We start from the raw sequence: 24,930 nt of genomic DNA, 5'->3' as shown, positions 1-24,930 counted from the left end.
GCCTCCCTCAGAACTGGAAGTAAAGGAACGGCGAGAAGCTTTGCGCCGAGAGTTTGAGAATCGAGGCCGCGAACATCAGCAGGATCAAGGCGCGCATCACATAACGTGGCCAATCGGCGACCCAGGCGGACGCTTGCACGTCATGGCCGTGGGCATAGGCGGCGACCTGTGCCGGCTGGTCGCCGGGGGTAGCGCGCAACAGACCTGGCTGGGCAGTGGCGGGGCCGTTGGCCACGTCGCTGTCAGTGGCCTGCGCCTTGGGCGACTTGACCTGCAACGGCTTGCGGTACAGATCGCGCAGGCCGAAGAACGCCAAAGTGATATAGGCGACCACCAACGTGGCAACCTGCAGGCCGGTGAGGCTGGCCGCGTTGAGCTCGGACAGCTTCCAGTCGCCGAAGCTGAACATGGCGCCGTACATGCGGCCCGCCACGTGCAGATTCTCGGAGCGGAAGATCACCCAGCCCATGATCACCAGCAGGAAGGTGAAGGCCCAGCGGATCGGGTTCAGCGCGCGCGGCGTGGTGTTGATGCCCAACGCTCGCTCGATCGCCAGCCACACACCGTGCCAGGCGCCCCAGACGATGTAGGTGATGTTGGCGCCGTGCCACAGGCCACCGAGCAACATGGTCAGGATCAGGTTGCGGTAGGTGGCGAAGGTGCCGCCGCGGTTGCCGCCCAGGGTGATGTACAGATAGTCGCGCAGCCAGGTCGACAGACTGATGTGCCAGCGCCGCCAGAACTCGGTGATCGACTGGCTGATGTACGGCTGCTTGAAGTTCTCCATGAAGCGAAAGCCCATCATCAGGCCCAGGCCGATGGCCATGTCGCTGTAGCCGGAGAAGTCGAAATACAGCTGTGCGGTATACGCCAGCGCGCCCAGCCAGGCATCGCCGGTGGTGGGGTGGGTGAGGGCGAAAGAGTGGTCGGCGATCACCGCGATGGTGTCGGCGATGAAGACCTTCTTGATAAAGCCCTGCATGAACCGCGTCGCGCCCTCGGAGAACTTGTCCAGGGTGTGGGTGCGGTTGTTGAACTGATCGGCCAGGTCCTTGAAGCGCAGCACGGGGCCGGCGATCAGGTGCGGGAAGATCGCCACGAAGGCCGCGAAATCGATGAGGTTGCGCGTGGCCGGGGTGTCACCGCGGTACACGTCGATGATGTAGCTGATGGACTCGAAGATGTAGAACGAGATACCGATCGGCAACAGCACATGGGTCAGGATGAACGGCTCCAGGCCGAACGAATGCATGATCGCATTGATGCTCTCGACGCCGAAGTTGGCGTACTTGAAATAACCCAGAATGCACAGGTCGACGGCCACGCCCATCAGCAGAAAGCGCTGGGCCTTTTTGGTCCGCACGCCGGCAGCGCCTACGCGCAGGCCGATCCAGTAGTTCCACAGCGTGACGCCGGCGAACAGGGCGAGGAAGTCCACCCGCCACCAGGCGTAGAACACATAGCTGGCGACCAGCAGCAGCAGGTTTCGGTAGCGGTTGCCGCTCAAGTAGTACAGGCCTAGAAAGACCGGTAGAAACAGGAACAGGAACACGTTGGATGAGAACACCATCCCGATCTCTCCTTTGTTGCGACTTGCAGTCAGGGGCAGCGATCAAAGGCCGCGCCCCCCCCAAACCCCCCCACAGGAGGGCCCATAAAAATTTCTGCCGCAGTGCTCACCTATGGGAGCGAGTTCTACTCGCGAATTCGCGGGCAAAGCCCACTCCCACAGGTGAGCCGTGATGTATCAGGAGCCCGCGTCACCTGCCGAACCGCTGTCTTCGGCACCGCCTTTGCCACCTTTGTCGTCTGCCGGATCGAATACCCGGGTCAGGTCGCCGCCCATACGAAAGTTCTTGTAGGGCTGGCCGACATGGCGACGCTGGATGGCATCCGGTGCGCACGCATACAGCGAGCAGTAGGGTTCCAGCCATGACCATTTGCTTTGCACTTTGATATCGGTCATGTCCGGGGTTTCGCCGTTCTTGCTCTGGAACTCGTTCGGGTCTTTCGCGCCATTGAGGATGACGTTGCCCAGGCGCTGCAGGGCGCCGTTATTTTCCGGGCGCAGATCCACACCGTTGGCCTGGGCGAAGACGGCGATCATGGTCAGCGGCGCGACGGCATAGGCGTGGTAGGCCAGGGCGCGTTGCTTGCGCTTCAGCTCGTTGGGCAAGAAGCCCTGCGCATCGACCTGGTTGGCGGCTTCCTTGAACTCCTTGACCGACCAGTCGAACAGGTCGTGGCGGTTGAGCACCACGGCGGTCGACATCACCGACCAGGCGGCCCAGTAGGTGTGGTTGTTGTTCTTTTCCAGCGGCAGGTTGTCCCAGTCGCTGACCACTTGATCGGCCAGACGACCGAACCAGGCCTCGATCGGTTTGGTCTGCGCGTCCTTGCCGGCCAAAGGATGGGTGTCGGCGAACTTCAGTTGCAGGTACGCCGAAGACATGCTGCCCAGCGCCCATTTACGCATCGACTTGCCGGTGTGGTTGAAGTCGGTGGACATCAACGCGTTGGCGTTGGCCCAGGTGTCCAGCCAGCTCAGTGCGCAATCGAGTTGTTCCGGGCGACCATCGCGCATGTAGGCCATGACCACCTTGCTGGTGCCACGCTCCATGTCGGTGATGTCCTTGGTCGCCGTGCGGAACGCGGCGTCGGAATCCGCGTTGAAGGTCGAACGATCCTTGCCCGAGCCCTCGTACTTGCTGCGGAACTGCAAGCTCTCGGTGTAAGGCTTGGGCGGCGAATCGCAGCTGAAATTGCCCGGTTTGACCTTGGGCTTTTCGATGCCGCTGAGGTAGCCCTTGGGCGGTACCAGGTCAGCGGCCTGTGCGGCCATCGCCGGCCCGAACAGGGCCAGGGTCAGCAGGGACGGCGCGAGCCATTGGCGTGTAGCTGTTTTCAAAGTGTGCATAGAAACCTCATAGCCCGGCCTGAGCCTGTTGCGTTTTCACGCCGGGGAACACGTTGCGTTTGCATACTTTCGCTTCGACCTTCTGCGGTGCGGCGCCGGCTTCTTCCGGCCCCTGAATTTCCAGAGCCAGCAGATTCTGCTGCGGCCAGTCCTGGTCATCGCGCATCTCGAAGGCGAAACGCCCGTCGGTATCGGATGTCGTCGGTTTTTCGATCTTCAGTTCCTCGTGGCGACCGTTGAGGTACCAGAGGGTGGCCTTCAGGGTTTTCACCGAAGTGTCGGCGAACTTGATGTCGATCTGATGGGCACCGTTATGCACATCGATGATGCCGTTACGACCGTTGACCAACAGCTCGTTCTTGCCGGGCTTGAGCGTGGTGCTGGCGCTCATCTGGGTTGGCTTGCCCTCGCAGCCGTTGTCCAGCAACGCCATCATCTGGCGATAGATGGTTTCCTGATCCAGGCGATACAGCGGAGAGAATTCCCAGACCAGAATCTTCGGTGGCCGTTTCTGGAAGTCTTCGCTGCCCAGGTACTGCAACATCGAGCCTTCCAGACCGCCGCCGGGGAAGGCCACATTGAGCACATCGGCTCCGGTGTCCTGCTCCAGGAAGCCGGCGAAGTTGTAGTTCTTGCCGCTGTGGCTGGTCCCTACCAAAGTGATCTCGGGGTTGCCGGAATCACCGAACAGGTCGCCATCGGCTGCAGCCCCTTTGGGCTCGGTGGTGAACTGGTCCATGTACTGGATCGCATAGCTGGTGCCGCACAATTGACCGGCCATGTTCTGCAATGTTCCGGTCTTGCCCATGCGGCCCGATATACGGGTCTCGAATTCCTTCTTGGGAATCGACGCATAAGCGGGCAGCTTCTTGATGCTTTCGGCCACGATCTTGGCGGTGCGCTGCGCGCCGTATGGCGTCCAGTGCTGGTCACCGCGGAAGTAGAAGTCGTGAGCCTGCTGTTCGTTGGTCAGCGGCGACAGATCCGGCACGGTGTAGCCCATGGAGGCAAAGCGAGCGAGCATGGCCTTGTAGTTTTTCAGCGCCTTGTCGTAGTCGAACTTGTCGCGGTCAGCGGGGAACATCTTGTTGCGATCCACCAGGCCGCGGGTCGGCTGATAGACGATCACCAGCTCCACACCCTTGCTCTTGAAGGCGTCGTGCAGTTCCTGCAGCCGGCGATAGCCTTCCGGCGTGGTGTCGAACTCGGTGCGCAGGTCCTCGACGGTCCGGAACAGCCAGTCACCTTCACCCTGGAACAGGGTGGTGAAGTTGCGCTGATAACGCGTCACGTACTTGGAGGCATCGTGAGCCTCAGGGCAGACGTTGCAGCACGGCTCGGCGGTGAACACCGGGGCCGGCGCTGCGGGGGCAGCCTGGGTCCCGCCGGTGGCGGCCATAAGGCCAGCGGTCAGGGCCGAAAGGCTGAGCAGCTTGAGCGATATGAAAGATGGCGTTCGCATGTGAATTCCTCAGTCCTGCAATTCGGTCTGGCGTTCGACGGGGTCGATCAATACGGCCTTGTTCTGGCGCACCAGCAGGTCGAGGATCTCGGTCTGCTTGTCGCCCAGGATGCCGTTGAAGGTGATGCCGCTGGATTTGCTCGGCGCCAGCATGGACACGCGATACAGCTCCAGGCTCAAGGGCGAGTCGATCGCCAGCGGGCCGGTGCCGTTGGCAGTCAGTTCGCCGCCCACCAGAATCAGCGAGACTTCGGCATCGAACGGGTCGAGGGCGATGTCGCGGTCGGTGTCGCTGAGGTCCTTGATGTGCCCGTAGACGCCTGTCAGGCCGTTGGCCATGGCGACGTTTTCGTACAGGCGGATGTTGGTGCTGTTGCGCACCCGGATGCCGTGGCGCTGGTTGCGGATGACCTTGTTGCCCCAGAGCAGGTTGTCGCCGCTCTCATAGAGGGTGATGCCGTCGGAGTGGTTGCGGTAGACCTCGTTGTAGGCCACCAGATTGCCGACGCTGTTACGGTCCAGCACGATGCCCGACAGGTTGTTCTCGCGCGTGCGGTTGTTGATGATGAAACTGTCGTCGACTTCCCGCGAAACGATGATGCCGTGTTTCTTGTGGGTGCCGTAAACGTCATTGTCGGCAATGATCAGACCGTGGGAACGGTCATGAGGGTCGATGCCGTAGATGATGTTGTCTTTGTAGGTGTTGCTCTTGACCACGAAGTTCTGCGTTTCATAGCAGTAGAAGCCGTACCACATGTCGCTGAACGTCGAGCCGATGATCCAGCCGGTGGGCTCGCTGCGGCCCATCTGCGCTTTCATGTTGGGCGTGTACTGGGAAATGCTCACCCCGTACGACTTGCTCTGGTTGTAGCCAAAGCTGGCCATGGTGGTGTTGACGATGTACGTCTCGGTGCCACCCCAGGACAGCAGGAACGGGCGGAATTCCTTGGGCGCGCGGAAGGTCGCCGGGCCGTTGTCCTTCTCGCGCCAGCCGGTCACCTTGGTATTGCTGGTGAACAGCTTGCCGTCGTTGATGATGAACGAGCCGGCCTCTTGCGACAGACGCAGTTCCTGGGTCTGCTTGTCGATCTCCAGCACGGCCTTGTTGCCGACGATGATCGGCAGACGCGCCAGGTAGACGCCCGGCGAGGTCTCGCTGAAATACTGCTTGGGAACGCTCTTGGTGAGATCCTTGAGGTTCAGATAACCGCCTTCGACGAAGATCGCCTGAGGGATACCGTGCTGACGCGCGACCCACTCGGCCATCTTGTTGTTGCCGCCGACGAACTCCTTGAGCACCACTTCCTGCATGATGCGCCGGATGCTGACTTTGGCGTGGGGACCCTTGCGCAGCGGCGCGACCTTGGCCTCTGCGGCCGCTTCGGTGTAGCCGGTGAGGTCGGGCAGCTTGGGCGCAGGCATGTCCAGCGGCGCGGTGGGCGCCGAGGACACGGTGTAGCTCTTGGCTTGATGCAGTTCCTTGACCAGGCCGGGCTTGGCCGCTGCCGGGGCGCTGTCCGCCGCCTTGGCGTCAGGCTTGGGCACGGGCGCCGGGCTGTTGGCCAGGGCGACACCGCTGGCCAGCAACAAGGCGCCGGTCAGCAGCGAGGTGCGCCAGGGCAAACGGCTGCTGAGGCTAGAATGATTCATTGCATGCACTCCCTTCGCGTTAGGCATCAGAAGCGCCAGATCACATCGACAATGGCGCGGTGCATGTAGTTGTCCACGCTGCTGCCATAGGCATCACCCGGCTTGAACACACCCGCACGCAGGCGAACCAGCGCCGAGGGCTCGTCGATCGACTGGCTCAAGGCAGCGGGCAGCAACCCTTGCTTGAAATACTTGGTCACGACGAGGTCGACTTCCTGACCCAGGTCCTTGCTGCCGTTGTTGATCGTCGGCAGGGTCGAGAAGGAACCGTCGTTCTGTTCGTCCACGGCATTGATGTTGCTGCCGGAAATCCCGGAGTTGCCGTCGACACGCCAGAACTTGTGGTAGATCAGCGAGGCGTCGTATTGATCCTCTTGCTGCCACGAGGCGAACGCCGAGGCGACCCGGGTGTTGCCCATCTGCGCCTGGTAGGCCTCGCCGAAGCGGCTGATGCGCGAGCGAGTGCCGGTCCAGGTCGAACGGTTGCTTTGCAGGCCGTTCTGCTCGTAGTTCTTGCTGGCCTGGGAGTAGGCACCGCCGACCTGCCATTGCGGGTCGAGGCGCAGACGTACACCCAGGTCCGAACCCCAGCCGCTCAGGTCGCGATCGCTCTTGGGCGACGCGAGCGTACGCCCAGTGGCCGCATCGGTGCGCAGGTTGTTAGCGTCATAGGCGGCGTTGTTGAGGTCCTGGGTGCCTTGCATGAAGGTCACGCTGCCCCAGTAGTTGATCTGGTTCAGGTTGCGGTAGTTGTAAGCGTCGCTGTTGAGGTCCAGACCGAGCCAGGTGAGGGTGCTGTTTTCACGCTTGTCCAGGTCGTCGACCACTTCCCCGGCGTGGGCCAGTTTGCCGTCGTCTTTGACATAGTGCGCGCGCACGCCGGCCCACTGCCCTGGCATCCACTGGTAGTACGCGTCGCCGAAGGCGTGGAAGCGATTCTTGTCGCGGGGCGATAGCTGATCGTAATCGGTGCGGTAATCACTGAAACGCTGAGCCACACCCGCATGGGTCTTGAGCAGCGTGGTGTCGAGGTTCCAGGTCAGGGCTTCGATGTAGTTGTCGGTCCATTGACCGTCGTCGTTACGCAACCGCTGGCGACCGAACTTGGTGTTCTCGCCCGGGTAAGGCGTGAACAGCCCTTGGTAGCCGACCCAGAACTCGCGCATGGCGAAATAGGCGTCGTTGCCGTCGCGGGCGGAATTGTGGTTGATGCCTGACGTGTTGACACCGGCGCCGGCGGCGGTGCTGGTCTGGTCGTCCAGTGGGTCGGTCTGAATGGTGTCGCTGGCGGCCACTGCCTGCCCCATCGCATAGAACGACCATTTACCGGCTTCGAAGTACGCCCATGGGCGCAGGTCGATACCCACACCGTTGACGTCGCCGCCCGAGCGCGTGCCCAGGTCGCGGTCATCTTCGGACTGGCCGGTGGCTTTGACTTCAATGCCGAAATTCTGCGTCGCGGTCAGCGCCGCGAGGGTAGGGCAAGACCACAAGGCGGCGAAGCTGAGGCCGATACCGGCCTTCATCCATTTGTTCAGTTTCATAGGGAATTGTCCTCACCGATGGGGTCTGCAGGCATTTCTTGTTGGGCCAGGGCGCTGTTGGCCTGGCTGATACCACCGCGAGCCTTGAGTTCTTGCTGAACCAATTGCTGCGCCTGCGCTTTTTGCGCGGGCTGCAGTTGGGTCTCGATCTGGGTGTTGAGGTCGGTCACCGGCTGCTGCACGTCAGGACGCATCTTCGCCAGTTGGCTGAACACGTAGGCGTTGACCAGATTGGGCTTGGTACCGCGGCCGCCCGAGTAGAGCTGCGCGAGGGCGAAGTCGGCGCTGTTCTGGCCGCTGCGAGCGGCCTTGAGCAGTTCATCCACGGCCTTCTGCGGCTCTGGCTTGCCGAGGTAGCCACGGCGGTAGATCTGGCCCATGTAGTAGTGGGCACTGACCTGGGTCGCCGCAGCCTTTTGCAAGTGATCGAGCGCCTTGTGCGCGTCGGGGATCACCACCTTGCCTTCGTAATAGAGCTTGCCCAGCAGCAGCTCGGCGCGACCTGGGTCGGCGTTGTGGCCTTTGTCGATGTAGCCCATCAACTTGTCGACATCGCCCAGCTCGGGGAACTGATACAGCAGCTGCGCGAGGCTGATATAGGCGGCGGGATAGGTGTCGGTGACGCTTTCGAGCAGGGTTTGTGCGGTCTTCTCGTCGGTCTTGCCGAGGGTCGGATCCGACAGCACGCGGGCCACGCCGTCGATGCGCGCAGCCGAGGCGTTGCCGGCGCTGTAGGCAGACTGCAACTGCTTGACCAGCGCGGTCTGGCGATCGGCCTGACCGCGCTTCTGGTATACGGTGGCCAGCTCGACGTAGCAGACGTCGTTGGTGCTGAGCGCTTTGGTGCAGATGCGCTCGACGTCATCCAGGTGCTGATCGTAGGTGCCCTTGGCGCGATAGAGCATGACCTGGGCCAGCGGTGCATCCGGATAACCGGCGGCCATCCATTGGTCGATCTGTTTCTGCGCATCGATGTTCGGGAAGCTTTGCGGGTATTGCAGGTACAGCGTGGCCAGCGGCAGCAGGGTGCCGGTTTCGCCGTTGGCGCCGGCTTTCTTCAACCAGCTTTCGGCTTCGTGCTGCTCGGCGACAGTGCTGCCGGGTTTGGCTGCGAGCAGGCGCCCCAACCGTGCCTGAGCACGGGGGGAGGTCTGCGCAGCGGCACGGTAGATGGCCTCGGCCTTGCGTATGGCTTCTGGATCGCCGGTGTTGACCTGAATATCGGCCAGGCCGATTTGTGCATCGGCATAGCCCAGGTCAGCCAGTTGCTGGAAGTTCTGTTGCGCAAGTTCGGTGTCACCGTTCTGCAGCGCCTGATTGGCCAGGCGCTGGTCGGGAAGCCCGGCGCAACCGGCCAGGCTGATTGCAATGGCCAGGCCCAGTAGCGCGGGGTGCGACAGGGTTCTTCTCGTTGCCACAGGCATTCTCCTTCGCACGATCAACTTAGAGGCCTTTGGCCATGGCTTTCTCGATCAACCAGTTCATCGAACCACGGTCGCTGTAGACCTCCACCGGACGACCGGCCAGAGCGCTGTTGATTGGCGCGTCGGGTTTGATCTGCACGCGCAGGTCCGAGGACAGGGCATCGGGCAGCAGGTTGGTGCTGGAGACGATCTGGCCTTCGCGGGTGGTGTCTTCGCCGGCGACCTGGAAGGTCACGCGGGTGCCAGGGCGTACGTCGTTGATTTGGCGATAGGTGAAGCGCGCATCGATGTTGGCTTGGGCGTCACGCGGCAGCATCTTGTAGATGATGTCGCCCTTGCTGGCGAACTGGCCGTCCGGCACCAGTTGCTCGGCGACGATGCAGTCGCACGGCGAAGTCAGGGTGCCGGTGAGTTGCTTGCCGAACATTTCGGTGATTTTCGCCGGGGTCAGCTGAGCGTCGTCCAGGTGATCCTTGAGCACGTCGAGCATGCTGGTGCTGAAGGTCGCCAGAGGCGCGCCTTTGGCTGCCGTGGCATTGACCGCGATCAGGCTGTTGACCGTACCGTCGCGCGGCATGGTGATGTTGCTCGATGGGATGGACACCACACCGGAGACCGCGTGGCTGACGAAGTACATGCCATAGACCGATTTGGCGACGAAGCCGAAGGCAGCCAGGCCGACCACGAAGATACCGAGGCTGAAGGTCACCGCACGCAGGCGGCCAAAGGCCGACATGCCATGGTTGGTGCCGCCACGCTTGCGCGCCTTGGTGAAGTTGTCGCGCTGCAGGGTCCCGAGCACGCCGCCCATGGTGACCAACTCGCCGCTCAGGTGCGAGGTGATCAGGTGGCGCAGGGTGGCGATGTCCTGTTGGTCGAGGTTCTGGAAAGCGCAGCCGGCGCGGCCATCGCTGTCGAGCGAGCGCACCTGGAACTCGATGTCCATGCCCAGGCCGAGGTTGTCGATGACGAACATCATCCGGCCTCGGTAGACCTCGCCCTGTTTAAGGGCCTTTTGAGTAAGGATGCTGAAGCCACCGGCGGAGAGGTCCTCGATCTTGGATTCGAAGGTCTCGCGATTCGGGCCGATGTAGCGCAGTTTGGCGGGGATTTTTACCCGAGCGTGCTGGCGCTGAGCTTCGGATTCATGGACAACATTGACGTTCACGGCTGTATTCATGGCGATTATTCCTACTTAATCCATTGGGTTCCGGCTCAGACCATCACGAACAGCACAGCAACGAAGATGCTGGCGGCGGAGAAGGTCATGGTCCGGGAGGACCAGGTGTTGAACCATTGTTGAAAGCTGGCGAGATCACGCTTGAGCGAGGTGGGCTGACGCGTCCAGGACTGCTTGTCGAGGCGGAAGAAAACGTAGATTTTCATCATGGCGCCGACGATCTGGTTGTAATACAGAATCACGGGGTAAGCCGGCCCGACCTTGTGCCCTGAACACAGGAGCATGATGGTCAGGATCAAACGGGTGATACCGATCCACAACAGGTAAACCAACAGGAAGTTGATGCCATAGGTGAGGCTGGCGATGATTGCCGCCGTCAGCCCCAACAGGCTGGTCCACATCGAAACACGCTGGTCGAACAGCACCACGGAGGTAAACAGCCCCAGGCGTCCTACGCCCAGGCCCAGCGCTCGGGAGTTCTGCCGCAGGTTGTTGCCGTACCAGCGGTACATCAACTTGCGACTGGCCTTGAAGAAGCTCTTTTCCGGTGGGTGCTCAACGGTGTGAATGTTGGCGTCCGGTACGTAGAACGTGTCGTAGCCCAGGCGCATCAGGCTGAACCAGCTGGACTTGTCGTCGCCGGTCAGGAACTTGAAGCGGCCAAGGCGCCAATGGTCGATGGAGTCGCTTTCGACGTCGGCGATGAATTCCGGGTTGGTCACCACCGAAGCGCGGAAGACCGACATCCGCCCGGTCATGGTCAGCACGCGCTTGGACAGGGCCATGGAGCACATGTTGATGTGGCGCTGGGCGAAACGCAGCTTGTGCCATTCGCTCATGATGTAGCCGCCGCGCACTTCGCAGAATTCGTTGGTGGTCAGGCCGCCGACGTTACCGTACAGACGGAACCACGGCACGGTCTTGCGCACTACGCCATCGGCCAGCACGGTGTCGCCGTCGATCACCGCAACCACCGCGTCGTCGTCCGGCAAGTGGCGGGAAATGGCGCGGAAACCGTAGGCCAGGCCGTCGCGCTTGCCGGTACCGGCGATGCGCACGAAGTCCAGCGAGACGCGGTCAGGCGGGGCCATTTTCTGCCACAGGCTCTTGACCAGCAGCTCGTCGGACATTTCCACCAGCGAGCAGACCACCGTGGTGGGATAGCCGCAGTTGATGGCCTCGCGAATCACCGAGCTGTACACCTGGGCGGTGGTCAGGGCGTCGATGCGAAAGCTGGTCACCATCAGGAACACGTGGGACGGATCGGCATCGCTACCGAGCTTGCGCACTTTGCGGCGCAGGTGCGGATAGACGATGTAGAGGAACAGCATGCCGCGCACGAAGTGCGTTGCACCCATCGAATAGCGCCAGATGCCGATGGCGCCAATCAGGAAAATGAAGTCTTTCGACGCAGGGTCGAAAGTGGTGGCCGGCAGCATGAGCGCCAGGGCCATCAGGAACACCAGGTAGAACATCCAACCGGAAGCCTGGAGTAGGCCGTGCTTGAGCCTTTGCATGATCTGCATCCATGTGGGAATCGGGCCACTGATAACGGGCCGCCGATCGTGGCGGCCCGAATCGTTCAAGGCACGCGCAGGGCCCGAGGGCCCCGCGCAGGTCCAGCCTTACCAGCAGATGCCTTCGGTGCGGGCAGCGGCATCGGTGGTGTGGGCCATGAAGCCGACCAGGTCGATGACTTGCTTGCCTTCCGGTACGTTGGCGGCCAAGGCACGGAAACGCTCGTCACGGTTGCCGAGGATGATCACATCGGAACGGTTGATCACATCGTCGAAGTCCGAGTTGAGCAGGGACGAGACGTGGGGGATCTTCGATTCGATGTATTCCTTGTTGGCGCCGTGAACACGGGCGTATTCGACGTTGACATCGTAGATGCTCAGGTCGAAGCCTTTGCCGATCAGCATTTCGGCCAGTTCCACCAGCGGGCTTTCACGCAGATCGTCGGTGCCAGCCTTGAAGCTCAGGCCCAGCAGCGCGACTTTGCGCTTGTCCTTGGAATTGACCATGTCGAAGGCGTTCTGCACCTGAGACACGTTGCTGCGCATCAGCGAGTTGAGCAGCGGCGCTTCGACGTCCAGCGAGCTGGCACGGTAGGTGAGGGCGCGTACGTCCTTGGGCAGGCAGGAACCGCCGAACGCGAAGCCTGGGCGCATGTAGTACTGGGACAGGTTCAGCGATTTGTCCTGGCAGACCACGTCCATCACTTCGCGACCATCGACGCCGACCGCCTTGGCGATGTTGCCGATTTCGTTGGCAAAGGTGACCTTGGTGGCGTGCCACACGTTGCAGGTGTACTTGATCATCTCGGCCACTTCGATGTCCTTGCGGATGATCGGCGCGTCGAGTTCTTCGTACAGGGCCTGCAGGACGTCGCCCGAGGCGTCGTCGAGTTGACCGATAACGGTCATCGGCGGATGGTCGTAGTCCTTGATCGCGGTGCTTTCACGCAGGAACTCAGGGTTGACCGCAACGCCGAAGTCGACGCCGGCTTTCTTGCCGGAGCAATCTTCGAGAATCGGGATCACCACGTTCTTGACGGTGCCCGGCAGCACGGTGCTGCGGACCACGACGGTGTGGCGAGTGGCCTTGTCGCGCAGTACCAGGCCGATTTCGCGGCATACGGACTCGATGTAGTCGAGTTCCAGGTCGCCGTTCTTCTTGCTTGGCGTTCCCACGCAGATCATGGAAAGGTCAGTAGCGCGAATGGCTTCGGCGAAGTCCGTCGTCCCGCGCAGGTTGCCCTTCTTGATCCCTTGTTCCAGAAGTTCTCCCAGACCCGGTTCGACAATTGGCGATTTTCCGTTATTGATCAAATCGATCTTGGCTTTGGAGACATCCACGCCAACAACGTCGTGACCACGTGCAGAAAGGCAACCGGCACACACTGCACCGACATAACCCAGACCAAAGATGCTGATACGCATCGCATTCACCTCATTGTTTATCACGCCAGCTCCACTGACAGAGCCAGACTGGGGGTTTGATTAACCAGCAGTTTTTCAGGCACTCGGAAGTACAACAACTTAATGCTGCAATACACGGCGCAGGCATAATTAAGAACCCGGTGCCCAAGAAGGTGCACCTAAGTTGGGCGCTCAGGGCCCGTAGAACACGGGCTCGCCCTAGAATGTAGCCAGCCTTTATTACAATTAATCTCGTTGTTATTCTTGTACGTGTTTTCAGTCCGGTGTTTCACCTTGTGAATCAAGCACTTGAGACGTCATGTTTGAGCTCTGTAGTGCAGCTCGGGCTTGGCCAGATGCTGAGGATAATTGGGTGCGTTCTCTCCTGAGAATAACCGTTTGATCCGCTCGGGGATCGACTGAGTCAACTACATCCGGTGCTGCCACCGGCGCCCTTGTGAGTCGCTGTGTACGTCATCTCTCACACGCTGCAAGAGAATCGTTACGGGTGGTATGAGCGACATATCACCCATGAAGTTCCTGAGGAGGACGACCGCTGGTGAATATTTTTTCATTGCGAGGAGGGAATACAGTGGTTGCAAGGTGCCATCATGGGAATGTTTGGGCCTGTAAACACGGGCAGTTGTCGACCGGCGATATTTTTTTGCCAGTATCGAAAAATATTTAAAGGAAGAGGTAAAAAAAATGTGAACTGCGAAGGTTAATACAAGTATCAAGTGCGCCAGTAATATTAACTTGGCGCCATGAAACTGTCTTTAGGGGGGTATGCACGACCATTTGGGGGAGAGCAGCGGGCGCAGCCGGGCGGCTACGCCGATGAACGGTGGCGGTTATTCGTCTGGATGGTCACGCAGGAACACCAGGTTGTCCGCAGTGGAGTCTTTGGCGTTGAAACGGTAGCCCTGGCTGTCGAATGCCTTGAGCTGTTCAGCGTCGTTTATGCGCTCGGTAATGACGAAGCGACTCATCAGGCCCCGAGCTTTTTTCGCATAGAAGCTGATGATCTTGTATTGGCCGTTCTTCAGGTCGCGGAACTCGGTGTTGATGACCCGTGCCTTCAGTGCCTTGCGTTTGACTGCGCTGAAGTATTCGTTGGAGGCCAGGTTGAGCAGCACCTCGTCGCCCTGTTCGGCCAGTGCCTGATTGAGCCATTCGCTGATGCGCTCGCCCCAGAAGGCATAGAGGTCCTTGCCGCGAGGGTTGGCCAGTTTGGTGCCCATCTCCAGGCGGTACGGCATCATCAGGTCCAGCGGGCGCAGCAGGCCGTAGAGGCCGGAGAGCATGCGCAGGTGTTGCTGGGCGTAGTCCAGATCCTGCTCGTCGAGGCTGTTGGCATCCAGGCCGGTGTAAACATCGCCCTTGAAGGCCAGCAGCGCCTGCTTGGCGTTGTCGAGGGTGAACACCGGGTTCCAGCTGCCGAAACGCGCGGCATTGAGGCCGGCGAGTTTGTCGGACAGGTGCATCAGTTCGCTGATCTGTGCCGGGCTGAGGTCGCGCAGCTGGCCGATCAATTCCTGGGAGTGGTCCAGATACTGCGGCTGGGTGAAGCGCTGGGTCGTCGGCGGGGTGTCGTAGTCGAGGGTCTTGGCGGGCGAAATCACCATCAGCATGTCGTTGTCTCCTTCGGATCGTGGAGCGATTCTAGGGAGATAGACACGCAAACTCTAGCTATCGGTGGGATAGAAGCTTTAGCATCGGGCGCTTGTCGGCCTCCACCAACCTGTAGCGAGGGGGCTCGCCACCGATCAGTGGGTAAGCTGAGTTTCCAGCGCTGGCGCGCCGCAATCGGGGGCAAGCCCCCTCGCTACATGTGTTTTGACTTTTTCCGGAGAACTGCTTTTGCGTTTCGCCCTGTCGTTGGCTTCCCTGCTCATCTGCCTCAACGCCGCTGCCGCGCAACCACCGGCCGCCGTGCTCGACCGTGCCAACTGGCCCGAAGCGCTGACCAGTCCGGTATTGTTCGACGTCGCCTCGCGCGCCGAGGTGCTGGGGTTCGCCCGGGAGCTGGGCGACAGCGAGCTGCTCAGCGAGGATGCCCTGGCCCAGCGCCTGGGCCTGCGGCAGATCAACATGGAGGCCATCACCGCCCTGCGTCAGCGGTTGTGGCAGCGCCTGTGGGAAAACTACAACAACGCTCAGCAAAGTTGCGAGCAGGATGCTTCGTTCTGTTACCTCATCGAGGATGAGGCCGCGTTGCGCCGCGAAGCTGCGACCTTTCAGGTGGCCAGCGACTCCTTCTATGCGAAGTGGCTGATCCCCGGCAAGCAGTTCAATATCGATTACCTCGACGAGCTGTTGCACATGGCTGCGCTGTTTCCGCAGATCAGCAGCGAGGTGGCGCGCTTCAACGATCAGGAGCGCAATGGCGACGATTTCAAGGATCGGGTGTTTCTGCTCACCTTCGACGGCGGACCCAGCCTGGCGCCCGGCCCGACCGACTGGATGACCGATTATCTGCGCAAGCAAAAGATGTCGGCGATTTTCTTCGTGCTGGGCAATAGTGTCGAACTGCGCCGCGATCATCAGCCTGACGAGGACTTGCAGGCGATCTATGCCGATCAATGCGTCGGTGTGCAGGGCTGGCAGTATCGCTCGCACAGCCAGTGGAACGACTGGAAGGACTCGATCCAGCGCAGCGTGGCGCTGGTGCGGGCGCAGTTGCCTGCCAGCTTCGTGCCCTTGTTCCGCCCTCCTTATGGCCAGCGTCGCGCCGACAGCGGCAGCTTCTTCGCCGCGCAACAGTTGCAGGTGGCGCTGTGGAATATCGATTCCCAGGACAGCCAATTGACTGCGGCGCAGTCAGCCGATCGCGTCATCACGCTGATGCTGTTGTGGCGCAAGGGGATCATTGCCTTTCACGATGTCCAGGACCGCGCCAAGGTGGCGGTGCCGTTGATTCTGAATCAGACGGTGGAAAGTGGAATTGCCTGGGAAGAATGCCATCAGTTTGACTGACAGCCCCGGTTTACAAGGCGCGCACGGTTTTTTGCAGAAAAATGTTCTGCGCGTGCTAGTAGGGTGGACTTCCGACTGTAACGGCGCTTGGGGCGCACGCCAAGCGCTATTCGTCTCTCTATCAAATAAACTTCAAAAAACTGTCAAAGTGCTTTTTATCGTCATGGGTTTTGCGGTATCAAGACGACAGACCGCCGAAACCTGCAACACAGGTGGCGTCTTCAACCGGACCGTACCTGGTTAGTGGTGTCCTGCCTCAAGGGCATCGTTCGGCGGCTACTTCGCGGCGCAGCACCGTTCAGGTCCTGCGTTGACTGGCTCCCACAAAGGTGACCGAGTATGGATGATCAAGGACGCAGCACTTCCTCCACCCAGCCAATCCTTTATGTGCTCGATACCAACGTACTGATTCACGATCCCAACGCACTGCTCAATTTCGAAGAACACCACGTCGCCATCCCGATGACCGTTCTGGAGGAGCTCGACAAGCTTAAAAGTGGCAAGCATTCCGTGGCCGCCGAGTGTCGTCAGGCCATCCGCCTGATCGACAAGACCCTCGGTGAAGCTTCCCCGGCGGACGTCGAAAAGGGCGTGCCGATCCAGCGCGGCAAGGGTGACCCCAAGGGCTTCCTGTCGATCCTCATGAACAAGCGTGCCGAACCGGACAGCCTGCTGCCCGAGCACCTCAACGACAACATCATCATCAACCAGTTGATCGACCTGCATGCCGCTCAGCCGCGGCTCAGCGTGATCCTGGTCACCAAAGACATCAACATGCGCCTCAAGGCCCGGGCGTGCGGGATCGAGGCCGAAGATTACAGCACCGACCAACTGGTCGACGACGTCTCACTGCTGTCGCGCGGCTATCACACCCTTAGCGGATCGTTCTGGGATCGCGTCAGCAAGGTCGACACGCGCCAGGACCACGGCCGTACCTGGCACCGCGTGCAGCTCACCGAAATGCTGCCTGCCGTGCACATGAACGAGTTCATCATCGACGAGCAGGGCTTCGTCGGCTGGGTCAAGGGCGTCAAGGCCGATGAGCTGATGATCCTCGACATGCATCAGGAGCCTTTGCTGCATCAGGAAGCCTGGGGCCTCAAGCCACGGGACATCTATCAGGGCCTGGCGCTCTTTGCGTTGCTCGATCCGGATATCCATCTGGTCAATCTGTCGGGCGCGGCGGGTTCGGGTAAAACCATCCTGGCGCTGGCGGCGGCGATCGAGCAGACCATGGTCACCAAGCGCTATCGGCGCATCATCGCCACGCGCAGCGTGCAGGGGCTGGATCAGGAAATCGGCTTCCTGCCAGGCACCGAAGCCGAGAAAATGGAGCCTTGGCTGGGGGCCATCACCGACAACCTCGAAGCCTTGCACATGGACGACGAGAATACCCATGGCAGCGTCGATTACATCCTCAGCAAGGTGCCGTTGCAGTTCAAGTCACTCAACTACATCCGGGGGCGCAGCTTCCAGCAGAGCCTGATCCTGATCGACGAGTGCCAGAACCTCACGCCGCACCAGATGAAAACCATCATCACCCGGGCCGGTAACGGCTCCAAGGTGATCTGCCTGGGCAACCTGGCGCAGATCGACACGCCCTACCTGTCCGCCACCAGCTCGGGCCTCACCTACCTGACGGAGCGCTTCAAGGACTTCCCCAACGGTGTACACATCACCCTGCAAGGGGTGCCGCGTTCGATTCTGGCGGAATACGCCGAGTCGCATCTGTAACGGCCTAATGGCCTCTTCGCGAGCCGAGCTCGCTCCCACAGGGTCGTGTCGATACTGTGGGAGCGGGCTTGCGCGTTCGGCGGCGAAAAGCGCATTCGCGTCGACCTGGCATCGGGGGTAAAATCCCCCCACTTGCCCAGGAATATTCATTGTGCTCACTCATCTCGATGCCCAAGGCCGTGCCAACATGGTCGATGTCACGGACAAAGCCGTGACCCACCGCGAGGCCGTGGCCCAGGCTTTTATCCGTATGCTGCCGCAGACCCTGCAGATGATCGTCGACGGCGGTCACCCCAAAGGTGATGTGTTCGCCGTGGCGCGCATCGCCGGCATCCAGGCGGCGAAGAAGACCTCCGATCTGATCCCTCTGTGCCATCCGCTGATGCTGTCCAGCGTCAAGGTCGAGCTCAGCGCCGAAGGCAGCGACCGCGTGCGCGTGGTGGCGCGCTGCAAGCTTTCCGGGCAGACCGGCGTGGAGATGGAGGCGCTGACCGCCGCCAGCGTCGCTGCGCTGACCATCTACGACATGTGCAAGGCGGTGGACCGCGCCATGGTGATCGAGAACGTCCAGTTGCTGGAGAAGGTCGGCGGCAAGAGCGGGCATTTCCTGGTGGACCCGGCATGAGCATCCAGGTGCTGTATTTCGCCCGTTATCGTGAGGTGCTCGGGCTGGGCGAGGAGGTGGTCGAGGGAGATTTCGCCACCATCGACGACCTGCGCCAGCATCTGCTCGCGCGTGGCGACCGGGCAGTATTGGGCGAACGCAACCTGATGTGCGCCCGCAACGAAGAGCTGTGCGGGCTGGATCAGCCGCTGACTGGCGGCGATGCGGTGGCGTTTTTTCCGACGGTCACGGGGGGCTGAGATGGCGATCAGGGTGCAGAATGCGATGTTCGACCCCGGCGCCGAGCTCAACGCGTTGCACGCCGCCAACACCGGTGTGGGGGCGGTGGTCGGCTTTGTCGGGTACGTGCGGGACTTCAACGATGGGCTGGACGTGCGCGGGATGTTCCTCGAGCACTACCCCGGCATGACCGAGAAGGCCCTGGCTGCGATCGTCGTCGAGGCCGAGCAGCGCTGGCCATTGCTCAAGGTCGAAGTGCTGCATCGGGTCGGGACGCTGGAGCCGGGTGAGCCTATCGTCTTCGTCGGCGTGGCCAGCGCGCACCGGCAGGCGGCGTTCGAGGCGTGCGATTTCGTGATGGACTATCTCAAGACCCGCGCCGCGTTCTGGAAGAAGGAAGATACCGCCGATGGCCCGCGCTGGGTCGAGGGGCGAGAGAGCGACAAGGCAGCGGCAAAGCGCTGGGACCTTTGAAGAGCGGGCTGCGCCGCTCGCGGTACGTTGCTCAGACGTCAGCGGCAGGTTGCAACAAAGAGGCCCTTTCACCGAAAGGGCCTCTTTTGGTTATGGCTCGAGTACGGGTCAGTCGACCCTGTGGTTCGCGGCACTCACGCAACCCGTGCATGGGATGTGGCCGAAGTCTTCGGGCCGAGCCTGGCGGTCGAAGCAGATCAGCTGGCGAATGATCGCTCTCTCGTCGCAGATCACCAGGATGTCTATCAAGGGCGACAGATAGGCGCCGTCGCTACCATGGCCGCGCGCCAGCGGTGCGCGGTTGTCGATGGAATAGAACAACGTAACTGAGCTGGAATGCTGGCAATTTTTAAACGTTTCGATGATGGCATCAACCGCCGCCGAGCCCAGCGGTTGGCCGATGGCCTGCTTGAGGGTGCTGTGGATCTGCTTGAAGTCCTGTTTGTTCATATGTCAGCGTCCTTGTCAGAAGGGGAGGCGCGTTTGCACCTCCTGCTGGCCCATGATCCTGAGCAGCCGGCGAGCGGTTCGGTAAATATCTATGGCGATCAGATGCAGACTTCGATGTTCGACCCATGCGCCGAGCGCAACGCGTTGCACGTTGCTGACAGCCGCTGACGCTACTGCGGCGCGGTGCGGGGAGTAGTGCAGTCCAATGTGGTGAGGGAGCAAGCCCCTCACCACAGGGCTGGATCAGTTATCCGTGGTCGGCACTGGCGGACGCTTGCGCTCCACCGGCTTAAGCAATTCGGCCGGTGGCGTTTCGCAGCTGATCTTGCGCCCCAGCAGCGCTTCGATGGACGGCAACTGATAAGAGTCGTCTTCCCCGGCGAAGCTGATCGACACCCCGCTGGCGCCGGCTCGACCGGTACGGCCAATGCGGTGCACGTAGTCGTCCGGGACTTCCGGCAGGGTAAAGTTGATCACGTGACTGATGCCATCGATGTGAATCCCGCGGCCCGCCACGTCGGTGGCCACCAGTACACGGATGCGGCCTTCGCGAAAACTCTCGAGGGTCTTGATGCGTTTGTGCTGCGGCACATCCCCGGACAGCTGCGCGGCGTTGACGCCATCTCGCACGAGCTTTTCTTCGATGCGGCGCACTTCATCCTTGCGGTTGGCGAAGACGATGACCCGTTCCCAGTTGTTTTCGGTGACCAGGTTGTACAGCAGACGGTACTTGTCGGCGCCGGCCACGGCATAGACATGCTGCTCGACGGTGTCGCTGGCGACGTTCTCGGGTTCGATCTCGACGATGGCGGGGTCGGTGGTCCACTGCTTGGCCAGGTTCATCACGTCTTCGGTGAAGGTGGCCGAAAACAGCAAGGTCTGGCGTTCGCTTTTCGGCGGGGTCTGGCGAATGATCTGCCGCACCTGGGGGATGAAGCCCATGTCGAGCATGCGGTCGGCTTCGTCCAGGACCATGACTTCGACCATGTCCAGGTGCACTTCGCCACGCTGGTTGAAGTCGAGCAGGCGGCCTGGCGTGGCCACGAGGATGTCGCAATGGCGCGCCTCGAGCAGCTTGAGCTGCTTGTCGAACTCCATGCCGCCGACAAACGTCATGACATTGAGGCCGGTGTATTTGGTCAGGTTGGCTGCGTCCTTGGCGATCTGCACCACCAACTCGCGGGTTGGAGCGATGATCAGCGCCCGCGGCTCGCCCATGTAGCGCTCTTTGGGCGGTGGCGTCTGCTGCAGCTGGGTGATGATCGAAATCAGAAAGGCGGCGGTCTTGCCCGTGCCGGTCTGGGCGCGGCCGATGGCGTCCTTGCCCTTGAGGGTAAAGCCCAGCACCTGCGCCTGGATCGGCGTGCAGTACGGGAAACCGAGGTCGTGGATGGCGTGCATCAGCTCGGCCGACAGCGCGAAGTCGTGGAAGCGGGTCTTGCCCTCTTGCGGCTCGACGGCGAAGTCTTCCAGCTTCCAAGTGCTGGCCGCACGTTTCGGCTGGCGTCGAGGGCGCTCGGCGCGTTGCGGCGCGTGGTCTGTCACCAAAGGGCTGCCGTGCACCACCGCACTGTCGATCAGCGCTTCGCTCGCGGCTAGAGGCGCGGCGGCTGCCGGGGTCGCCTCTGACGCGGCGGCAACGTTCAACTCGGCCGCCGCCTGGGGCGCGACATGGGCGGGCTGATCGTACGCTGCGGGGGAGCGGGTGGAAGCGGTCGTTACGGGGGCGAGCGGCTCAGCCTCGCTTTTACCGAACATTTTCTTGAGTGCTTTGAGCACGGTCTTCTCATCGATTGGTTAAGGAATGTACGCGGGGCAGTGTAATGCAAGAATCGGGCGCGGCGTAGTGGCTGACGCGTTGCGCTACAGCCACCGGGGTCATTGTCGCGAGCCGGGCAGTCGATTCAGCCCAGACGTGCGGCCAACCAGGCAGCGATGTCCTTGATTTCTTTGGGTAACACTTCGTGGCCCATTGGGTATTCGTGCCAGGTAACGGTGACGTTCCGGTCCGCGAGCCAATCATGCGCGGTGCGGCCCATGCTATAGGGCACTACAGTGTCCTGAGTGCCGTGCAGGCAAAGTGCCGGAATGGCCCGCTGGCTGTCGGCCACGGTCAAGTCGGCGGCGAAGGTCGGCGCATAGGTCGAGAGGGCGATGACGCCGCCAAGCGGCTGCTGCGATTTCACGAAGGCCGTGTGATAGACCACAGCGCCGCCCTGGGAAAAACCGGCGAGGAAAATACGCTGCGGCTGGATACCTGCCGCAATCTGATCTTCAATCAAGTCCAGGACCTGCTGGGCAGAGCCTTCGAGCTGGCTTTCATCTATCGCACGGCTGCCAGGGCTCATGGCCTTGATGTCGTACCAGCTGGGCATTTCATAACCGCCGTTGACGGTGACCGCGCGGGTTGGGGCCTGGGGCAGGATGAAGCGGGTGGTGGTGAGGCTGACCATCAGCATCTGGGCTACCGGCTCGAAATCGAACCGATCGGCGCCCAAGCCATGCAGCCAGATGACACAGGCATCGGCCTTGGCCGGTGGTTTGGGTTGCAGAATAAGTGGCTCGGTCATGACTGCTCCTTGTTGGTGCGCACGGCATTTTTAAGTGCATTAGAAAAGTGCGTGCGGTATCGATTTGAAATGATGAGGTGCCAATTTGAGAAGAGAATGTCGCAAGGCTACAAGTTTTAAGCTTGACGCACACTTAAACGCTTCCGCGTTCAACTATGGTATGCCCTTTGCTACACAACCCCTGAATGAAGGCGCGCTCCCCGTTGGTAACACCCGGTGGCAGAGGCCGCAGGGGGACGCATAAACCCGTCATGCAGATGCTTTACCTTGGTCTGCTGGATGGTTGCGAATGGCTGCTGACACAGAGTACCTGCGCTTCGGTCCGGCAAACGATAGGAAATGGTGAGTTCTAACCCGGCACGTAGTTTACGCGTTTCGGATTTAAATCTTGCTGGTTGCGGCGCTCGACCCAAAAAAAAGCCAGCACTGGTCGAATCCGCCTCATAAAGGTGCGGCGCAACTCAAGCTCGGACACAACAAGAGCACATTGGAGGTTTTGAATGAAGATGTTGAAATCCACCCTGGCCGTACTGACCGCTGCAACCGCCCTGGGCGTTGCCAGCTTCGCTCAGGCAGGGACTACCCTTGATGCAATCCAGAAAAAAGGCTTCATCCAGTGCGGCGTCAGTGATGGCTTGCCTGGTTTCTCGGTAGCGGATTCGACCGGCAAGATCACTGGCATCGACGCAGACGTCTGCCGCGCTGTGGCTGCCGCTGTATTCGGCGACGCCACCAAGGTCAAGTTCAGCCAGCTGAACGCCAAGGAGCGCTTCACCGCCCTGCAGTCCGGCGAAATCGACGTACTGTCGCGCAACACCACCTGGACCAGCTCCCGTGACGCGGGCATGGGCCTGGTGTTCGCCGGCGTGACCTACTACGACGGCGTCGGCTTCCTGGTCAACAAGAAGCTCAACGTCAAGAGCGCCAAAGAGCTCGACGGCGCGACCATCTGCATCCAGGCCGGTACCACCACCGAACTGAACGTGGCCGACTATTTCCGCGGTCAGGGCCTGAAATACACCCCCATCACCTTCGACACCTCCGATGAAAGCGCCAAGTCGCTGGAAAGCGGCCGTTGCGACGTGTTGACCTCAGACAAATCGCAGCTCTACGCACAGCGGAGCAAACTGGGCTCGCCGAACGACTACGTGGTACTGCCGGAAACCATCTCCAAGGAGCCGCTGGGCCCTGTGGTTCGTCGTGGCGACGAAGACTGGATGGCGATCGTCAAGTGGACCCTGTTCGCGATGCTGAACGCTGAAGAAGCGGGCGTCACCTCCAAGAACGTCGAGGAAGAAGCCAAGTCGACCAAGAACCCGGACGTCGGTCGTCTGCTGGGTGCTGACGGCGAGTACGGCAAAGACCTGAAGCTGCGCAAGGATTGGGTCGTGCAGATCGTCAAGCAGGTCGGCAACTACGGTGAAGTGTTCGAGCGCAACCTCGGCAAGAGCACCCCGCTGGCCATCGACCGTGGCCAGAATGCCTTGTGGAACAACGGCGGTATCCAGTACGCACCTCCAGTGCGCTGATCGGCTGAACGCCCGGTAGCTTGAAGGCTGCCGGGCGTTGCTCGTTTCATTTCTCCTGGGGCATTCAATGCAAAATCAAATCGGCGCACCCAAAGGGTTTTCCCTGACCGATCCACGTGTGCGTGCGTGGCTATTCCAGATCATCACGGTACTCGCGGTGATCTCGCTGGGCTGGTTTCTGTTCGACAACACTCAAACCAACCTGCAGCACCGGGGCATCACCTCGGGCTTTGGCTTCCTGCAGAACAGTGCCGGCTTCGGTATTGCTCAACATCTTATCGACTACAAAGAGTCGGATAGCTACGCGCGGGTCTTCCTGATCGGGCTGCTGAACACTTTGCTGGTCACCTTCATCGGCATCATTCTGGCGACTTTGCTGGGTTTCGTGCTCGGTGTGGCGCGCTTGTCCAAAAACTGGATGATCAACAAGCTGGCGACGGTCTACATCGAAGTATTCCGTAACATTCCGCCGCTGTTGCAGATCCTGTTCTGGTACTTCGCCGTGTTCCTGACCCTGCCGGGTCCGCGCGCCGCCCACAGCATCCTCGGTTACTTCTTCGTCAGCAGCCGCGGCCTGAACATGCCGGCGGCGATTCCTGCCGAGGGCGTCTGGCCGTTCGTGATCGCCGTCATCGTCGCCATCGTCGCGATCGTGGTGATGTCCAAGTGGGCCACCAGGCGTTTCGAAGAAACCGGCGTGCCGTTTCACAAGTTCTGGGCCGGCCTGGCCTTGATCATCGTGATCCCGGCGCTGAGCATGCTGATCTTTGGCGTGCCGGTGCACTGGGAGCTCGCCCAGCTGCAAGGTTTCAACTTCGTCGGTGGCTGGGTGATGATCCCGGAACTGCTGGCACTGACCTTGGCGCTGACGGTGTACACCGCGGCATTCATCGCCGAAATCGTGCGCTCGGGCATCAAGTCGGTCAGCCATGGCCAGACCGAAGCCGCCCACTCCCTGGGGCTGCGCAATGGTCCGACCCTGCGCAAGGTCATCATTCCGCAGGCACTGCGGGTGATCATTCCGCCGCTGACCAGCCAGTACCTCAACCTGGCGAAGAACTCGTCGCTGGCCGCCGGTATCGGTTATCCGGAGATGGTCTCGCTGTTTGCCGGTACCGTGCTCAACCAGACCGGCCAGGCGATCGAAGTGATTGCCATCACCATGAGCGTCTACCTGGCCATCAGTATCAGCATTTCCCTGCTGATGAACTGGTACAACAAGCGCATTGCGCTGATCGAACGGTGAGGATGCGCC

At 60.9% G+C, this 24,930-nt stretch carries 21 protein-coding genes; 8 read left to right on the top strand and 13 right to left on the bottom strand.

The features are described from left to right. Nucleotides 1–7 precede the first annotated feature (7 nt). The 10 genes from AC3WJP_RS13950 to yaaA all read right to left on the bottom strand — a co-directional run bounded on the left by AC3WJP_RS13950 (nt 8) and on the right by yaaA (nt 14,729). Entirely contained in the window at nt 8–1,570 is a 1,563-nt protein-coding gene (locus AC3WJP_RS13950; RefSeq protein WP_493722645.1) for an MBOAT family O-acyltransferase, read from the bottom strand. Between the two features lie 177 nt (nt 1,571–1,747). Further along, complete coding sequence (locus tag AC3WJP_RS13945) at nt 1,748–2,917, bottom strand: mannuronate-specific alginate lyase (RefSeq protein ID WP_493722646.1); 1,170 nt, start codon at nt 2,915–2,917, stop codon at nt 1,748–1,750. Nucleotides 2,918–2,924: 7 nt separating this feature from the next. Then, nucleotides 2,925–4,379: an alginate O-acetyltransferase gene (locus AC3WJP_RS13940; RefSeq protein WP_493722647.1), complete on the bottom strand. Its 1,455-nt coding sequence runs from the start codon at nt 4,377–4,379 to the stop codon at nt 2,925–2,927. A gap of 9 nt (nt 4,380–4,388) precedes the next feature. Beyond that, entirely contained in the window at nt 4,389–6,029 is a 1,641-nt protein-coding gene (gene algG / locus AC3WJP_RS13935; protein ID WP_493722648.1) for a mannuronan 5-epimerase AlgG, read from the bottom strand. 26 nt (nt 6,030–6,055) lie between these two features. Further along, complete coding sequence (locus tag AC3WJP_RS13930) at nt 6,056–7,573, bottom strand: alginate export family protein (protein ID WP_493722649.1); 1,518 nt, start codon at nt 7,571–7,573, stop codon at nt 6,056–6,058. Further along, nucleotides 7,570–8,997, bottom strand: coding sequence for an alginate biosynthesis TPR repeat lipoprotein AlgK (gene algK, locus AC3WJP_RS13925; protein WP_493722650.1), 1,428 nt, complete (start codon nt 8,995–8,997; stop codon nt 7,570–7,572). The genes AC3WJP_RS13930 and algK overlap by 4 nt, the downstream gene beginning before the upstream one ends. A 19-nt stretch (nt 8,998–9,016) precedes the next feature. Continuing rightward, on the bottom strand, nt 9,017–10,177 hold the full coding sequence (locus AC3WJP_RS13920; RefSeq protein WP_493722651.1) for a PilZ domain-containing protein: 1,161 nt from the start codon (nt 10,175–10,177) through the stop codon (nt 9,017–9,019). A gap of 35 nt (nt 10,178–10,212) precedes the next feature. Next, nucleotides 10,213–11,694 (bottom strand): mannuronan synthase, encoded by a 1,482-nt coding sequence (gene alg8, locus AC3WJP_RS13915; protein ID WP_493722652.1) that lies wholly within the window; start codon nt 11,692–11,694, stop codon nt 10,213–10,215. A gap of 108 nt (nt 11,695–11,802) precedes the next feature. Beyond that, the gene (locus tag AC3WJP_RS13910; RefSeq protein ID WP_493722653.1) at nt 11,803–13,119 is read right to left on the bottom strand and encodes a nucleotide sugar dehydrogenase; all 1,317 of its coding nucleotides are present in this window, start codon (nt 13,117–13,119) and stop codon (nt 11,803–11,805) included. An 830-nt stretch (nt 13,120–13,949) separates the two neighbouring features. Further along, nucleotides 13,950–14,729, bottom strand: a complete 780-nt coding sequence (yaaA, locus tag AC3WJP_RS13905) for a peroxide stress protein YaaA (protein WP_493722654.1) — start codon at nt 14,727–14,729, stop codon at nt 13,950–13,952. Nucleotides 14,730–14,958: 229 nt separating this feature from the next. On the opposite strand from yaaA, the gene AC3WJP_RS13900 reads away from it, so the two are divergent. The 5 genes from AC3WJP_RS13900 (at nt 14,959) to moaE (ending at nt 19,126) form a co-directional block, all read left to right on the top strand. After that, a complete protein-coding gene (locus AC3WJP_RS13900; RefSeq protein WP_493722655.1) occupies nt 14,959–16,074 on the top strand; it encodes a polysaccharide deacetylase family protein in 1,116 nt (371 codons plus the stop codon). Between the two features lie 339 nt (nt 16,075–16,413). Next, nucleotides 16,414–17,808, top strand: coding sequence for a PhoH family protein (locus AC3WJP_RS13895; protein ID WP_493722656.1), 1,395 nt, complete (start codon nt 16,414–16,416; stop codon nt 17,806–17,808). Nucleotides 17,809–17,959: 151 nt separating this feature from the next. Further along, the gene (moaC, locus tag AC3WJP_RS13890; protein ID WP_493722657.1) at nt 17,960–18,433 is read left to right on the top strand and encodes a cyclic pyranopterin monophosphate synthase MoaC; all 474 of its coding nucleotides are present in this window, start codon (nt 17,960–17,962) and stop codon (nt 18,431–18,433) included. Further along, entirely contained in the window at nt 18,430–18,672 is a 243-nt protein-coding gene (locus AC3WJP_RS13885) for a MoaD/ThiS family protein (protein WP_493722658.1), read from the top strand. The genes moaC and AC3WJP_RS13885 overlap by 4 nt, the downstream gene beginning before the upstream one ends. A 1-nt stretch (nt 18,673) precedes the next feature. Then, complete coding sequence (moaE, locus tag AC3WJP_RS13880) at nt 18,674–19,126, top strand: molybdopterin synthase catalytic subunit MoaE (RefSeq protein WP_493722659.1); 453 nt, start codon at nt 18,674–18,676, stop codon at nt 19,124–19,126. Between the two features lie 108 nt (nt 19,127–19,234). Here the strand turns inward: moaE and AC3WJP_RS13875 are convergent, their stop codons facing one another. Then, entirely contained in the window at nt 19,235–19,576 is a 342-nt protein-coding gene (locus AC3WJP_RS13875) for a hypothetical protein (protein WP_493722660.1), read from the bottom strand. A gap of 33 nt (nt 19,577–19,609) precedes the next feature. On the opposite strand from AC3WJP_RS13875, the gene AC3WJP_RS13870 reads away from it, so the two are divergent. Then, nucleotides 19,610–19,744: a hypothetical protein gene (locus AC3WJP_RS13870; RefSeq protein WP_493722661.1), complete on the top strand. Its 135-nt coding sequence runs from the start codon at nt 19,610–19,612 to the stop codon at nt 19,742–19,744. A 75-nt stretch (nt 19,745–19,819) separates the two neighbouring features. Here the strand turns inward: AC3WJP_RS13870 and rhlB are convergent, their stop codons facing one another. Further along, nucleotides 19,820–21,334, bottom strand: a complete 1,515-nt coding sequence (rhlB, locus tag AC3WJP_RS13865; RefSeq protein WP_493722731.1) for an ATP-dependent RNA helicase RhlB — start codon at nt 21,332–21,334, stop codon at nt 19,820–19,822. 146 nt (nt 21,335–21,480) lie between these two features. Then, nucleotides 21,481–22,146 carry an alpha/beta hydrolase gene (locus AC3WJP_RS13860; protein ID WP_493722662.1) on the bottom strand — a complete coding sequence of 222 codons (666 nt, stop codon included), beginning with the start codon at nt 22,144–22,146 and terminating at the stop codon, nt 21,481–21,483. Nucleotides 22,147–22,646: 500 nt separating this feature from the next. Between AC3WJP_RS13860 and AC3WJP_RS13855 the strand changes: the two genes are divergently transcribed. Next, nucleotides 22,647–23,675 carry an amino acid ABC transporter substrate-binding protein gene (locus AC3WJP_RS13855; RefSeq protein ID WP_493722663.1) on the top strand — a complete coding sequence of 343 codons (1,029 nt, stop codon included), beginning with the start codon at nt 22,647–22,649 and terminating at the stop codon, nt 23,673–23,675. A 67-nt stretch (nt 23,676–23,742) separates the two neighbouring features. Then, nucleotides 23,743–24,921: an amino acid ABC transporter permease gene (locus tag AC3WJP_RS13850; protein ID WP_493722664.1), complete on the top strand. Its 1,179-nt coding sequence runs from the start codon at nt 23,743–23,745 to the stop codon at nt 24,919–24,921. The last annotated feature ends 9 nt before the right edge of the window (nt 24,922–24,930 follow it).

This window comes from Pseudomonas sp. GW821-FHT01A09 (assembly GCF_058986725.1).
The sequence above is the reverse complement of the archived record's forward strand: the minus strand, read 5'-3'. Positions and strand labels throughout refer to the sequence as shown.

Coding starts and splice junctions, on each gene's coding strand:
- AC3WJP_RS13930 (WP_493722649.1), bottom strand. CDS start 7,573: ATGAAACTGAACAAATGGATGAAGGCCGGTATCGGCCTCAGCTTCGCC.
- AC3WJP_RS13885 (WP_493722658.1), top strand. CDS start 18,430: ATGAGCATCCAGGTGCTGTATTTCGCCCGTTATCGTGAGGTGCTCGGG.
- alg8 (WP_493722652.1), bottom strand. CDS start 11,694: ATGCAAAGGCTCAAGCACGGCCTACTCCAGGCTTCCGGTTGGATGTTC.
- AC3WJP_RS13945 (WP_493722646.1), bottom strand. CDS start 2,917: ATGCACACTTTGAAAACAGCTACACGCCAATGGCTCGCGCCGTCCCTG.
- AC3WJP_RS13950 (WP_493722645.1), bottom strand. CDS start 1,570: ATGGTGTTCTCATCCAACGTGTTCCTGTTCCTGTTTCTACCGGTCTTT.
- AC3WJP_RS13940 (WP_493722647.1), bottom strand. CDS start 4,379: ATGCGAACGCCATCTTTCATATCGCTCAAGCTGCTCAGCCTTTCGGCC.
- AC3WJP_RS13920 (WP_493722651.1), bottom strand. CDS start 10,177: ATGAATACAGCCGTGAACGTCAATGTTGTCCATGAATCCGAAGCTCAG.
- AC3WJP_RS13910 (WP_493722653.1), bottom strand. CDS start 13,119: ATGCGTATCAGCATCTTTGGTCTGGGTTATGTCGGTGCAGTGTGTGCC.
- AC3WJP_RS13855 (WP_493722663.1), top strand. CDS start 22,647: ATGAAGATGTTGAAATCCACCCTGGCCGTACTGACCGCTGCAACCGCC.
- AC3WJP_RS13850 (WP_493722664.1), top strand. CDS start 23,743: ATGCAAAATCAAATCGGCGCACCCAAAGGGTTTTCCCTGACCGATCCA.
- algK (WP_493722650.1), bottom strand. CDS start 8,997: ATGCCTGTGGCAACGAGAAGAACCCTGTCGCACCCCGCGCTACTGGGC.
- rhlB (WP_493722731.1), bottom strand. CDS start 21,334: ATGTTCGGTAAAAGCGAGGCTGAGCCGCTCGCCCCCGTAACGACCGCT.
- algG (WP_493722648.1), bottom strand. CDS start 6,029: ATGAATCATTCTAGCCTCAGCAGCCGTTTGCCCTGGCGCACCTCGCTG.
- AC3WJP_RS13860 (WP_493722662.1), bottom strand. CDS start 22,146: ATGACCGAGCCACTTATTCTGCAACCCAAACCACCGGCCAAGGCCGAT.
- AC3WJP_RS13875 (WP_493722660.1), bottom strand. CDS start 19,576: ATGAACAAACAGGACTTCAAGCAGATCCACAGCACCCTCAAGCAGGCC.
- moaE (WP_493722659.1), top strand. CDS start 18,674: ATGGCGATCAGGGTGCAGAATGCGATGTTCGACCCCGGCGCCGAGCTC.
- yaaA (WP_493722654.1), bottom strand. CDS start 14,729: ATGCTGATGGTGATTTCGCCCGCCAAGACCCTCGACTACGACACCCCG.
- AC3WJP_RS13895 (WP_493722656.1), top strand. CDS start 16,414: ATGGATGATCAAGGACGCAGCACTTCCTCCACCCAGCCAATCCTTTAT.